Source organism: Pseudomonas putida, assembly GCF_001976065.1.
In the GTDB taxonomy this organism is placed as follows: domain Bacteria; phylum Pseudomonadota; class Gammaproteobacteria; order Pseudomonadales; family Pseudomonadaceae; genus Aquipseudomonas; species Aquipseudomonas serbica.
This window is the reverse complement of record NZ_MNAH01000011.1, coordinates 46,373-59,131: the sequence shown is the minus strand read 5'-3', so window position 1 is coordinate 59,131 and position 12,759 is coordinate 46,373. Positions and strand designations below refer to the sequence as shown.

Here is a 12,759-nt window from a genome sequence, read left to right as displayed (position 1 = left end):
GTTGGTAAGTCAGTTGACGGTTGTGCTGGCGATGGCGTCCGTCGCGACGGCACTGAATTACCAGTCGTACGTCATCTCCACAGAAGCCACCCGCTCCTGCCATCAACCGATCTTGTTCAACGGCACATAAGTGCCAATCAGATGGACGTCCACATGATTTTTCGGGCGATAATTCGCCACCGTGATCACCCGTTGCTGCACGGTGTCATCGATGCATTCCTGGCCGAACGACGTCTTGCCGATCGTGCGGAAATAGCGTGCATTCAACAACCGATAAGTGCCACCGAGGAAGTCCTGGTAGGAGTCGGTGATCGCCGGCAGATCGCTCGGCAGCCGCGGGATTTTTTTTGAATTGAGCTCCAGTCCGCACTCCATCGCCTTGTTCGCCATCCAGCGCAACGGGATGTCCGACAGCGAGTTGTCGGCGTAGCCGCCACCCACATTGGCATGCGCGCCACAGAACCAGACCTGCTCCATCACCTGATTGGGCTTGGCGATCGGGTCCCACAGTGTGCATTCGTAATTGGCCCGGTGTTCGTCGATGGCGACGGCATGGAAGGCGTTGCGCACAATCCCGCTGAGTTCGGTGTCGTGAAACTCATAGTACTTGTGGTTGAACCACTCAGCCGATTTGAACGGCACCCCCAAGGCGCCGACCGTGTCCCAGACGCCGAGGAAATGGATCTGGATTTCCCGGGAGTAACTCTGGCGAAAGAACTTGGCGTTTTCCGTATCCGCGCTCGAATCGCGGGTGCGGTACAGGGTGTAGGCCTCATCGATGCGGTCGATGTGCTTTTTCGTCAGCAGCCCGACGTTGCGGATCAACCCCACCAGACTACGCGCGGAGTAAGCCCCGCGACTGAAGCCGAAAATGAACACCTGGTCGCCCTCCTCGTACTGCTTGGCCAGGGCGATATAGCCATCCTTGATTTTCTTCGACAGCCCCACCCCGAATGCCCCGCCCTCGAGTTTGTCGTACCAGTCGGTGCCCACGCCGGCGACATAGATCTTCTTCTGCAGCGTGCCGTCTTTCTGGCTGGGGAGGATCGCGTCATGCAGCTTGACCACGTTGGTGCTGGCGTCGCCGTCGATCTCAGGCTTCTGATCAGGCAGGTTCCAGGTGCCGTCGAAGGCGACGATGATTTTCTTTGGCATATTCATCTCCTGTCTATTCACAACCCCTGCACGCTCGCTAGCGCTGTGGCGCGACCATGCGGAACTGGATATTGATTTCGTTGGAAACGACACTATCGGCCCACTCCCCCTCACCAATCCTGAAGTCGTTGCGGTTGAGCGTCAGCTCGCCCACGAAGATCCCGATACCGTCCTCGGCCTTGAGCAGAACCGGCACATCCACGCCCCGTGTCAGGCCTCGCAGCGTGAGGTTGCCGCTGATCAAGTAGCGGTCGTTGGCGAGATCCTTGACGCGAGTCGATTCGAATGTCGCCTGCGGATAGCTGGCGGTGTCGAACCAGGCGGGCTTTTGCAGCTCGGTATTGGCGTCGTCACTACCGGCATCGATGCTGGCCAGATCGATGGTCAAGCTGGCGTGGGCCGCCTCGGGGTGGGCGGTATCGAAATCAAGGTCGCCGGCAAACTTGCTGAAAGTGCCATAGACCCGCGACCCCGTCTGGTTGTAGGTGAAACTGATGGTGCTGGCATTGAGATTCACGTCCGCGTATTCAACGGCACCAGCCTGAGCAGAAACACCCAACGCAAGCATGGCAAACAGGGTTGAAAAACGCAGCAATCGAGAGTTCATGGAACACTCCGGGCCCGGGCGCCCTCATAGGAAAGTGTCGAACGCACGCAAGCCAGTGACAGGAGGACTAAAGCAAAGATCGGCCGGTTATGCCACTGGCCGCACGGATTTGCGACCACCCGCGCCTACGCTGCCCACGCCCGCTGCAACAACTCGATGACCTCGGCATCCGACGTCTGGGAAAAATCCATGTACCAATGTCCGATCGAGGTGAACCACTCAGGACACAGCGGACACACCAACTCATCCACTTCCCTGCGCAACGCCTCGGCCGTTTCCACCGGTGCCACCGGCACCGCCACCACGATCCGCGCGGGTTCCTGCGCACGTACCGCCTGCACCGCCGCCAGCATCGAGGCCCCTGTCGCCAAGCCATCGTCGATCAGAATCACCACCTGATCCCTGAGCTGCACCGGCGCCCGCGCGCCCCGATAGACCTGCTCACGTCGCAACAGCTCCCGGGTTTCCCGGGCAACCACGGCCTCGAACGCCGCTTTGTCAATGGGGTGGGCCCGCAGTGCCTGCTCATTGCGAATTTCGATTCCGCCACTGGCAATCGCGCCCATGGCGTACTCCGGATGGGACGGTACACCCAGCTTGCGCACCAGCAGCAGGTCCAGGCGCACGCCGAGCGCCGTGGCCACTTCATAGGCCACCGGCACGCCGCCCCGGGGCAAGGCCAACACGATTACATCGGCGCGATGGGCATACGGGAGCAGCGATTCCACCAGGCGTCGCCCGGCGGCAGTGCGGTCTTGCAGGATGGTTTGTGATGAGTGATTCATTGGAAAACCTCCCCAGGCGATCAACGCCTGACGGTTCGCATCACATCATCAATTGTCGGTTCGACGGAGGCTGTCAGCAAGCCCCAAAACAAGGCCCCCCGATCCACTCTGGGCTGATCCTGGCGCTCCCCCCTACACCAACCGCTCAATCTTCTGATGCTGCCACACCAGCTTGTAATACAGCGTCTGCAACGCCAGCATCCCCAGATACGCCACCGGAAACGCCATCCACACGCCTTGCAACCCAAACCGCGCATCCAACACGTACGCCACCGGCAACTGCACGCCCACCACGCACACAATCGAGATCGCCACCGGCACCATCACCGTGCCGCTGGCGCGCATGATGCCGCCGATGATCGCCTGGAAGCCGAACACCAACAGGCTCCAGAGCATGATGTGCAACAGGTGCTCGGCCATGCTGCGCGTCGCGTCCTCGGTGAGGAACGAGCCCAGCAACCAGTGCGACAGCAGGTACCCCAGCACCACCAGGCCACCGGTCAGGCACACGTTGATCATCAACCCCGTGCGCAGGATCGGCCCGATGCGCTCGACACGCCCTGCCCCGATCGCCTGCGCCCCGAGGATCGACGCCGTGATCGCAATCGACAGGGCCGGGAATTGCACATAGTTGACGATCTGCGTCACCGCACCGTACGCCGCCGTCGCTTGGGAACCGTGCTGATTCACCAGTGCCAAAATCACCAGCTCCGACAGCGACAACACCACCATCTGCAGGCCGGTGGGCAAGCCGATGCGCAACACCTTGCTGAGGATCGCCATGTCCAGCTTCATCGCCGCGAAAAACTCCCGGTCCGGCGCCAGCGGATGGCCCTTGCGAATCAAGCGCCACGCCAGCCAACCCATCGCCGCCAGATTGCCCGCCAAACCGGCAAACGCCGCACTCTGAATCCCCATCGGCGGCAACCCCAACCAGCCGCGAATCAATGCCGGCGTCAGCGCCAGGCCGATACAGGTCGACACCACCAGCGCCAACAACGGCGACAACGTATCGCTCACCCCGCGCAACAACTGAGTGAACAACACGAACACCAACAGCGTCGGCATGAACCACAACATCACATGCGCGTACGCCACCGCATCGTCCAGCACATCCCCCGGTGTCCCCAACCCCACCAAGGAAGACCGCGCAAACACACTCCCGACCACCGCCGCCACCAGCCCGATCAACAACCCCAACAACAAGGTCGACCCAGCGATGGCCTTCACCAAATGCGTCTCCCGCGCTCCCCAGGCCTGGCCGATCAACACCCCCGCCCCCGCGCCCAGGCCGATCACCAGGGCGATGAAGAAGAATACGATGGGGAACATGCCCGACACCGCCGCCAGCGCCTGGGTGCCGAGCATCTGGCCGATGTAGATGCTGTTTACGGTGCCGGACATGGACTGGAGGAAATTGGACAGGACCATGGGGGCGAGGAAAAGCAGGTAGGTTTTCCAAAGGGCGCGCTGCGGTTGGGCTGGGGTTTGCATGGGGGTAGAGGTCCATCTCGACGGCGTGAGGGCTCAAAGAGGATAGCTTCGGCGAGTTACGGGCCAGGGGCAATGATGATTTCGGCGCTGTGTTTAATTTCCCGGCAATGTTAGGTGAAAGGTTCCGTTGCGCGACGGTTGCGATTTGATGGACGTGATTGGCCGGCGCATGCGGGCCCAGGCTGCGGAGTCAATGTGTCATTCGACTTTGCGGCCAGTACGCTGTTGTCGTGCGAACCGTTGCGGTTTGCGAACAGTTACTTGGGAAACAACAGCGTATACGCCACCCGAAACCCCCAGCCCTGCGCACCATCTTTCGGGCTGTCAGCCCAATAGCGCGGGCCCACTTGCAGGCTCATGGGTTGATGCCCCACCTTGAACAACTGGGTGACGAACAGGTTGATGGGCACCGACCATTCGCGGGTCTGCCAGTCGTAGGTGGACTCGGTGTTGATGCCGAAGGTCGTATAGGTATGGGTGGTGTAGCTGAAGAAGGGTTGCAGGAAAGTCTGGTTGATCTTGTCTTTGTCGTCAGGCGGGCTGTTGTCCAGCGACCAGATGTGATTGGCCAGGATGCCGCGGGTCCAGCCGTTACTTTGCTTGAGGGCCACCACGGTAGGTCCAGCCCCCCATTGTTCACCACTCAAGAGCTCATCACTGCCGGTTGGCACAAGGATTACCGGCCCTGCCCCCCAGATCCAGCCGCTCGCGGTTGGATGCTTGGGTGAAAAAAAGAAACTCTGGGTAACATCACCGACCCCGGATTTGTCCGCCTCGCCCCCGGGTACCAGACCGTGTTGATCGATTACCGGCAGGATGGTTCGGGATATGAGATTCCACTCGTCATTGAGGGTAAAGGGCAGCACCGGCTGGATATTGGTGACGCTTTGGTAGCCCTCGCCACTGGGGCCGAGTTTCTGGTTCCAGTTGTACTGGATGGGCACGCTGTAGAGCGCCGCTACCGGATTCAATGATTGTTTGGCCAGCTCGGCCTGGCTGTCGGCAGTTCGACCGATGCTGGGCCAAAGAATCGCCAGGGCCATGACGGGCATAAGGTGAAAGATTTTGCTCATCAGTAGCTCCTTCTCGATATCGAGGGTGCCCTACCACTGCGGTTGAACCGCCTCGATACTCGGCGGCCCCGAAGAGCTTAGTTCAGGTTTTCTTGACGCCTCGGGTAATTACGCCCGAATGCCCACCCGACCCATTGAGCGTTTCACCTGGTGACACCGATTCAAACCCTGGGCGAGAAGGCTCGCAAAATTGCATGATTTGGCCCTGAACGATCAGGTCATATGATCTCTACCCTTCACCCGAGACGCCAGAACATCGCCTTCCAGCCAGGCACTAAAGCCTGTCGCCCTTCCAATCTCTCTTGCCCAACCTAGCCGAACAGGGTACAAAACGACCTAGTTGTACGACAACATAATAAAACCGCTCACACCATGCCCGAGTGGGCCTATCACCCTTCGAGATCTGCCATGCCCCGCCCTACATTTGCGCAAACCGTACCGCCGCCCTTCCCCCGCCATCTCGCCGTAATCATTCTTTTGTGCATGGGTTGCGCGTTCGCCGGTAACCATGTGGCGGCACGGGTCGCCTTTGATGATGGCGCGGGTGTGTTGCTGGCGATTTTGATGCGTTCTGGCGGGACCTTGCTGGTGCTGGCAAGCCTGGTACTGTGGCAAAGACAAAGTCTGCGTCTGCCGGCCGGTGCATGGCGCTGGCAATTACTGTTGGGCCTTCTGATTACCGCGCAGAGCCTGTGTCTGTACTCCGCCGTCGCTCGCGTCCCGGTGGCGCTGGCGCTGTTGGTGGCCAACGTGTTTCCCATCCTGCTGGCGTTGCTCACTTGGGCGATGGGTGGCCCGAGACCGACCGCGCGCACCGCTACGTTGATGGGTTTGATTCTGGTGGGGCTGGTGTTTGTGCTGGATGTCCCCGGGCGCCTTTCGACCACGACCAGCGTCAGCCCGCAATGGCTGCTGGGCGTCGCGCTCGCGTTCTGCGCCGCCAGCGTGTTCGCCTGCGCGCTATGGATCACCGACCACAAGTTGTCTCAGGTACGTGGTTCGGTGCGCAGTCTGTTGACCATTTTCATCGTCTTCAGCAGCGTCAATCTGGCGGGACTGACTGGCGCCCTGCCAGGCGGACTAAACCTGCCCGCAACCTCGACCGGATGGCTGGCGCTGGCCACCTTGGTTGTGCTGTACGGCACCGGTTTTATCGTGCTGTTCATTTCGGTGCCTCGCCTGGACATGCCACGCAATGCGCCGGTCATGAACATCGAGCCGTTGGCGACGTTGCTGATGGGCTGGATTGTGCTGGATCAAATGCTCAGTGCGGGGCAGATCCTGGGTGGGGTGATTGTGGTCACCGGCATCGTTTTGCTGACGTATCGCAAATCAGCTATCAAGGCGGGCGCCAAAGCTGTGGTGTGAGAAAAACTGGTTTCATTATTCACGGGGGGCAGCGTCGGCAACAGGCCCGCTGTGAAAGCTTCTGGCACCTTGCGCACACAGTGTCACTGGATGCGCAAGGTAGCCTCAGACTGAAACAGGGCAGCACCCGGCCCTGATGAATTACTGCTGGGTGCCGGGCAGCAGTTCAAAGGTAGGTGTAAACGGGGTCATGGCGGCCATCAACCGTTCGAAGGGTTTTTGGTCGCCTTCGAAGGTGGCTTTACCTGCCGCGACCAGTTGAGCGAAGTTGGTTTTCCTTGCCATCACGCTTTCAAGATCCGAGCGGTTGAGCGTGATGGTCAGGTCAGCCTTTTTCGCTTGCTGCCCCTTGATGGTGGTCAGCGTTGAATTGCTCAACTCAACCACAAACTGCTCACCGTTGTCGGGTGTCTTGAGATTCAGGACCAGGTGTTGGTCCGCGACCTTGCTGCCGTCCAGTGCGATGCCGAGGTATTCCAGCCACAACTCGGTGCTCATGGCGCGGATCATGTCCGGCCCGGTGGGTTTTGGCGGCACTCCCTTGGGCATGCCATGGCGCAATTCATACGCTGCGGTGAGAAAGCTGTTGCGCACGCCCGCACTTTCCTTCTGATAGCCAACCTGCTCGTAGACGTCCGCGAGCAGATCCTTGGCCTGGGTGTTCTGGGGTTCGGCGTACACCAGTTTATTGAGAATTTCATAGGCTTCGCGGTATTTGCCCTGATCGAACAAGGATTTGCCCTTGGTCATGATCTTGTCCGCGCCCCCCATCATGTCCACGTACAACGGTGCAGAATCTTTCGGCGACAACGGCATCAGTGTCGCCGGGTTGGCATCCCAGTAACCCAGGTAGCGGTTGATCACGGCACGGCTGTTGTGCTCTTCGGAGCCGTGATAGCTATGGGTCGCCCAGTTGTTTTTCAGGCTTTCGGGCAACTTGTAGACGTTATGAATCTCGTTGATGGTGACGCCCTGGTTGGCGGCGTGCAGTACGGCGTTGTTCAGGTTGGCATAGGCATCGCGTTGCGCGCGCATGACGTCTTGAATTCGCTCATTGCCCCAGCGCGGCCAACTGTGGGCGGCGAACATGACATCGGCCTGTTGTCCGTAGCGATACAAGGCGTTGTTGATATTCTTCGACCAGACCAGCGGATCTCGGACCAGGGCTCCGCGCAAGGTGTAGATATTATGGATGGTGCCGACGATGTTTTCGGCTGCCCAGAAGGCCTTGAATTGCGGGAACCAAGTGTTCATCTCCGCGGGGGCTTCAGTGCCGGGAGTACTTTGGAACTCCATTTCCACGCCGTCGATGGTCAGGCTTTCGAAATCTTTCGCGATGTAGCGATTGGGTTCGATCAGGCCCATGTTGCCAATGGAGGCATTTTTTCCGATGGCCATGTCGACATGGCCATAGGGGCTGTGCGGCAACATCACGCCGTATTGGAAGAAGGCGCGGCGGGTCATGGCGTTGCCGGCATAGACGTTTTCAGCCACGGCGTGCTCCATGAAACCGGTTGGTGCTATGAGCGGGACCTTGCCGCTGCGCACATCGGCTTCATCGACCAGACCGCGGACACCACCGAAATGGTCGGCATGGGAGTGAGAGATCACTATCGCCACGACCGGGCGCTTGCCAAGTTTTTCATTGATGAAATCCAGGGCAGCCTTGGCGGTTTCCTTCGACATCAGGGTGTCGAACACGATCCAGCCCGTATCGCCCTTGATGAAGGTGATGTTGGCCAGGTCAAACCCACGCACTTGGTAAATCTTTTCCGGAACGACCTCATACAGACCGAAGGCCATGTTGAGCACTGCCTGGCGCTGCAAGGAAGGATTGATGCTGTCAAAGTCCTTGCCGCCGAGCAGAAAGTCATAGCTGCCCATGTTCCAGGCGACATTCCCGGCATCGGCCATGATCTTGTTGTAGGACGGTGCAGCGATGAAGCCTTTCCTGGCTTCTTCAAAATCGCGTTGGTCTGTGAACGGAAGTGACTGGCGTACAGCATTCTGCGCTTCGATGGTGTAGGACGAAGGCGCTTTGCCCTTGCTGTCGAAGTGCGCGTGTTGTGTCGGGGCCGGATCAGTACTTGCGCCGTTTGCATCGGCAGCAAAGAGGATGGGGCTGATGCCGCTCCCAAGCGTGATTGCCAGTGCCAGATGAAGGGTCTTGTTGTGCATTAAGGGTTCCTGCGCTAAAGGGGGTGACATGAGCGTCAATGCGCAAACGTGCGCTCGATTGTATTTATTGGGTACGCGTCAACTTGACCCGCCAGGCCATGAATAGCATATTCACTTCATTCCGAAAAATTCCGTTTCAACAACTTTCGATAACATTAAGGTTATGACATGACGCCGCGTCGCTTACGTCAGTTTCTGGCGTTGATTGAACATGCCCACTTTGGTCGAGCGGCCAAAGCGCTGGGGGTTTCCCAGCCGGCGCTGAGCAAAAGCATCCAGTTGCTGGAGAGTGAACTGGGGGTCACGCTGTTTGATCGCCGCACGGATGGCGTCGTACTGACGGCGTTTGGTCAGTTGCTGCGGGAAAAAAGCCGACGCCTGTTGGTGGCCGAGGAGGATCTGCGGCGCGACATCGCCTTACTGGCGGGAGGCGATATCGGCGCGCTGAAAGTTGCCTTGGGTCCCTATCCGAGTGTCACCAGCGGATACGCCAGCATCGCGCGTTTGCATGCACGGCATCCGCAGATCAAGGTCACTGCCCATGTCGCCGGCTGGCGCGAAGTCGCCCATCAGGTCGCCACCGGCGCAGTCGACTTGGGGATCGCCGAAATCAGCACCTTGCAAGGCCGGCAAGAGTTCACCTGTGAATTGTTGGGTGAGCATGTGGGCCGCCTGTTTTGTCGCCCGGGCCATCCGCTGCTATCGCAAAAACGTCCACCCACCTTGGCGCAAACACTCGATTACCCCTGGGTGGCCTCGCGCATTCCGTTGCGACTGGCGACCCATTTGCTTCCGGCAACATTGGGCTGTGCCGGCGCCTACGATCCCTTGACGGGTGATTTTGTACCGGCGATCGAAATAGACGTGCCCATGCAAATCGTCAGATTCGTCGAGCACAGTAACGCCCTGGCAGTAGGGAATTTATCGACTTTTGAGCGAGAGTTCCTCGCTGGCGAAGTCGTACCATTACCCCTCCATGACCTGCCCCTGCGCACCCGCTATGGTTTTATCTATCTGAAAGAGCGCTCACTGCCGCCCGCAGTGGAGGTTTACATGAATGAGGTGCGGGTTGTAGAGGAGGAAATTTGTCAGCGTGAAATTGTGCTGGCCGAAATGACAAGCGCAGCAAAAAAGAATCAAGGTTAGTGGTTCGCCTGCCGAAATCTCATGCACTTTGGCGATTGCGCGGGATATTCAAGAACGCAACGCCGCGTGACTGAGCTATACCCAAGACTCCCCCCACCGCACTTCTTCCACTCTTGGAGGTTGGCAATGAAACTCTGTCCCCTGCTGTCAGCGCTATTGATCACCGCATCGCTCTTCGGTTGCTCCAGCTCATCACACCACCAGTCAATGAATCTTCCTTTGCCAGCGACCCAGAAAAATCCTGGTCATACCGCCACGACCACATTGACCGGCGAAGGCAATCAAACCAATTTTGATTTCTACATAACTGGCGTTCCAAACGGAACCATCTTGCCGCCGCGCATCTACACCTTCATCAACAAAGGCAGTTGTCAGCAACCTGGGCCAGCCGCGTTCGCAATGAACGATAAGGTCAACACTGAACCCAATGCAGGAACCGGTGGATGGACCTTTTACAGAAGCGCGCCGATACCCCTGCCAGACCTGCTTTCCGGCAAGTACTCGGTTGTTGTGCGTACTTCACCCGAGGACGGCAACGCCGATATTTTCTGCGGCGATGTTGTACACGCGACTCGATGAATCGCCTGTAGTCATTTGAGTCGACCCATTCTAAGTGGCGATTGTATTTTCCCTATACATGGTGATGTTGATCCAGTTTGTAATCCTGGCGTTACATCAGCCACTAAAACACTGCAATCGCCCGCTCATTTGAAAAAAACCGCACTAGACTCCTTCCTGCGCCTTAATCCGTGCACGGTCATGCAAAAAGGGGGAAATGATTCTGTACGCAGTACCTAGGCTGATTACTCGGTGGTCAATGCACCAAGGGTCAACATTGATGTGCACTCATCACCCGGTTCCCACATGAAACAACGAGGAATCCTGGATGGAACAGCTATCGGATCGTTTCAAATTCTCTCTGGTGTTTGCCACTCTTTTGTCCTTGACCGGATTTGCCCACGCAGCCCAGACGGAAAAGACCAACATTCTGTTTATCGTCTCCGACGATACCGGCTATGGCGACCTGGGCCCCTATGGCGGTGGGGTCGGTCGAGGCATGCCCACGCCCAGCATCGATCAGTTGGCGGCAGAAGGCGTCACTTTTTACTCTTTTTATGCCCAGCCAAGCTGCACACCGGGTCGGGCGGCCATGCAGACCGGGCGTATTCCCAATCGTAGCGGCATGACCACCGTGGCCTTCCAGGGCCAGGGCGGTGGCTTGCCAGCCGCCGAGTGGACATTGGCATCGGTGTTGAAAACCGGTGGCTACGACACCTACTTCACCGGCAAGTGGCACTTGGGCGAAGCCGATTATGCGCTGCCCAATGCCCAGGGTTACGACGTGATGAAGTACGTCGGCCTGTACCACCTCAACGCCTACACCTACGCAGACCCCACCTGGTTCCCGGACATGGATCCGCAAACCCGCGAGATGTTCCAAAGGGTCACCAAGGGCGCATTGTCCGGCAAGGCGGGGGAAAAACCGGTCGAAGAATTCAAGGTCAACGGCCAGTACGTGGACACCCCTGTCGTAGACGGCAAACCCGGCGTGGTCGGCATTCCGTTCTTTGACAACTACGTGGAAAAAGCCGCCCTGGAGTTTCTCGACACCGCAGCCAAATCGGACAAGCCGTTCTTCATCAACGTCAACTTCATGAAAGTGCACCAGCCCAACATGCCGGCACCGGAGTTCGTTCACAAGTCCATGTCCAAGTCCAAGTACGCCGACTCTGTCGTCGAACTCGATACCCACATCGGCCGCATCATGGACAAGCTCAAGGCGCTGGGCCTGGATAAGAACACCTTGGTGGTCTACACCACGGACAACGGGGCCTGGCAGGATGTTTATCCCGACGCCGGCTACACCCCGTTCCGCGGCACCAAGGGCACGGTGCGTGAAGGCGGCAACCGGGTACCGGCCATTGCCGTCTGGCCAGACAAGATCAAGCCCGACACCAAAAACCACGAAATGCTTGGTGGCCTGGACTTGATGGCGACGTTCGCTTCTGTCGCTGGCGTGAAGCTGCCGGAAAAAGATCGCGAAGGTCAGCCCATCATCTTCGACAGTTACGACATGACCCCGGTACTCACCGGCAGCGGCCCTTCTCCGCGCAAGGAGTGGTTCTACTTCACCGAGAACGAACTGTCACCGGGGGCAGCCCGTGTCGGCAACTACAAGGCCGTGTTCAACCTGCGCGGTGACGATGGCGCGCAAACCGGCGGCTTGGCGGTGGACACCAACCTGGGGTGGAAAGGCGCAGAAAAATACGTGGCCACCGTGCCCCAGGTCTTTGACTTGTGGCAAGACCCGCAAGAGCGCTATGACCTGTTCATGAACAACTTCACCGAGCGCACCTGGACGATGGTGCCGATCACGGGCGCAATCATCAAGTTGATGAAAACCTACGTCGATTACCCACCGCGCAAACTGCAAAGCATGGGTTATGACGGGCCGATCGAGCTGTCGCAGTACCAGAAATTCCAGTACGTGCGTGACACCCTGAAAAAAGAAGGGATCAACCTGCCGATGCCAGCGGGTAACTGAGCAGACCGGCGAAACATGGCGGCCTCATCAGGGGTCGCCACTTCGCGAGCAGCGGGTAATGGAGCGATGGAAAATGACAGCTAAGCTTCCTCTGGAGTAAGCCCTTCACTCCAGCCTCGGGGGGAGCCAATGAAACGCTTCGTCATGCTCATCACCATCACTTTGCTGACCACTGCTTGCCAGTCGGATGATTACGGCATCACCAAACTTGATAATTGTGTCTGCTATAAAACACCCGAGGGACAACACATACAACTCTCGCAAGTGGCATCAATAGATCCCGACACGTTGCAGGAAAATTTCTCACATTGCGTTTGCCGAGCCTTGATTGACCTGAAGAAGGTCGATGATCCGGGTAAGTTCTTCGTGCCAGGAACCGAAATTAAAACTCAAATCAAATAAGGGCCT

Annotated in this window: 11 protein-coding genes; 5 read left to right on the top strand and 6 right to left on the bottom strand. The window is 58.3% G+C overall.

Annotated elements, in window-relative coordinates; translation table 11 throughout:
• Nucleotides 1-102 precede the first annotated feature (102 nt).
• From BKX96_RS27905 to BKX96_RS27885, 5 genes are all read right to left on the bottom strand, one after another.
• On the bottom strand, nt 103-1,155 hold the full coding sequence (locus BKX96_RS27905; RefSeq protein ID WP_046817621.1) for a T6SS phospholipase effector Tle1-like catalytic domain-containing protein: 1,053 nt from the start codon (nt 1,153-1,155) through the stop codon (nt 103-105).
• 37 nt (nt 1,156-1,192) lie between these two features.
• A complete protein-coding gene (locus BKX96_RS27900) occupies nt 1,193-1,762 on the bottom strand; it encodes a YceI family protein (protein WP_046817622.1) in 570 nt (189 codons plus the stop codon).
• 125 nt (nt 1,763-1,887) lie between these two features.
• Entirely contained in the window at nt 1,888-2,547 is a 660-nt protein-coding gene (locus BKX96_RS27895; protein ID WP_046817623.1) for a phosphoribosyltransferase, read from the bottom strand.
• A 132-nt stretch (nt 2,548-2,679) separates the two neighbouring features.
• Nucleotides 2,680-4,041, bottom strand: coding sequence for an MATE family efflux transporter (locus BKX96_RS27890; RefSeq protein WP_077186029.1), 1,362 nt, complete (start codon nt 4,039-4,041; stop codon nt 2,680-2,682).
• Between the two features lie 257 nt (nt 4,042-4,298).
• Complete coding sequence (locus BKX96_RS27885; protein WP_077186028.1) at nt 4,299-5,114, bottom strand: hypothetical protein; 816 nt, start codon at nt 5,112-5,114, stop codon at nt 4,299-4,301.
• A gap of 408 nt (nt 5,115-5,522) precedes the next feature.
• Between BKX96_RS27885 and BKX96_RS27880 the strand changes: the two genes are divergently transcribed.
• The gene (locus BKX96_RS27880) at nt 5,523-6,482 is read left to right on the top strand and encodes an EamA family transporter (protein ID WP_077186027.1); all 960 of its coding nucleotides are present in this window, start codon (nt 5,523-5,525) and stop codon (nt 6,480-6,482) included.
• A 141-nt stretch (nt 6,483-6,623) separates the two neighbouring features.
• Here BKX96_RS27880 and BKX96_RS27875 read toward each other — a convergent pair whose 3' ends face one another.
• The gene (locus tag BKX96_RS27875) at nt 6,624-8,660 is read right to left on the bottom strand and encodes an alkyl/aryl-sulfatase (RefSeq protein WP_077186026.1); all 2,037 of its coding nucleotides are present in this window, start codon (nt 8,658-8,660) and stop codon (nt 6,624-6,626) included.
• Between the two features lie 168 nt (nt 8,661-8,828).
• On the opposite strand from BKX96_RS27875, the gene BKX96_RS27870 reads away from it, so the two are divergent.
• The 4 genes from BKX96_RS27870 (at nt 8,829) to BKX96_RS27855 (ending at nt 12,753) form a co-directional block, all read left to right on the top strand.
• Entirely contained in the window at nt 8,829-9,806 is a 978-nt protein-coding gene (locus BKX96_RS27870; RefSeq protein ID WP_046817628.1) for a LysR family transcriptional regulator, read from the top strand.
• 126 nt (nt 9,807-9,932) lie between these two features.
• Nucleotides 9,933-10,385, top strand: a complete 453-nt coding sequence (locus BKX96_RS27865; RefSeq protein WP_077186025.1) for a hypothetical protein — start codon at nt 9,933-9,935, stop codon at nt 10,383-10,385.
• 307 nt (nt 10,386-10,692) lie between these two features.
• A complete protein-coding gene (locus tag BKX96_RS27860; RefSeq protein WP_046817629.1) occupies nt 10,693-12,351 on the top strand; it encodes an arylsulfatase in 1,659 nt (552 codons plus the stop codon).
• A gap of 129 nt (nt 12,352-12,480) precedes the next feature.
• Nucleotides 12,481-12,753, top strand: a complete 273-nt coding sequence (locus tag BKX96_RS27855; RefSeq protein WP_046817630.1) for a hypothetical protein — start codon at nt 12,481-12,483, stop codon at nt 12,751-12,753.
• Nucleotides 12,754-12,759 lie beyond the last annotated feature (6 nt).

What these genes read in the sequence shown, in the direction of transcription:
- BKX96_RS27900 (WP_046817622.1), bottom strand. Translation starts at nt 1,762, where the DNA reads ATGAACTCTCGATTGCTGCGTTTTTCAACCCTGTTTGCCATGCTTGCG.
- BKX96_RS27895 (WP_046817623.1), bottom strand. Translation starts at nt 2,547, where the DNA reads ATGAATCACTCATCACAAACCATCCTGCAAGACCGCACTGCCGCCGGG.
- BKX96_RS27905 (WP_046817621.1), bottom strand. Translation starts at nt 1,155, where the DNA reads ATGCCAAAGAAAATCATCGTCGCCTTCGACGGCACCTGGAACCTGCCT.
- BKX96_RS27885 (WP_077186028.1), bottom strand. Translation starts at nt 5,114, where the DNA reads ATGAGCAAAATCTTTCACCTTATGCCCGTCATGGCCCTGGCGATTCTT.
- BKX96_RS27860 (WP_046817629.1), top strand. Translation starts at nt 10,693, where the DNA reads ATGGAACAGCTATCGGATCGTTTCAAATTCTCTCTGGTGTTTGCCACT.
- BKX96_RS27870 (WP_046817628.1), top strand. Translation starts at nt 8,829, where the DNA reads ATGACGCCGCGTCGCTTACGTCAGTTTCTGGCGTTGATTGAACATGCC.
- BKX96_RS27880 (WP_077186027.1), top strand. Translation starts at nt 5,523, where the DNA reads ATGCCCCGCCCTACATTTGCGCAAACCGTACCGCCGCCCTTCCCCCGC.
- BKX96_RS27865 (WP_077186025.1), top strand. Translation starts at nt 9,933, where the DNA reads ATGAAACTCTGTCCCCTGCTGTCAGCGCTATTGATCACCGCATCGCTC.
- BKX96_RS27855 (WP_046817630.1), top strand. Translation starts at nt 12,481, where the DNA reads ATGAAACGCTTCGTCATGCTCATCACCATCACTTTGCTGACCACTGCT.
- BKX96_RS27890 (WP_077186029.1), bottom strand. Translation starts at nt 4,041, where the DNA reads ATGCAAACCCCAGCCCAACCGCAGCGCGCCCTTTGGAAAACCTACCTG.
- BKX96_RS27875 (WP_077186026.1), bottom strand. Translation starts at nt 8,660, where the DNA reads ATGCACAACAAGACCCTTCATCTGGCACTGGCAATCACGCTTGGGAGC.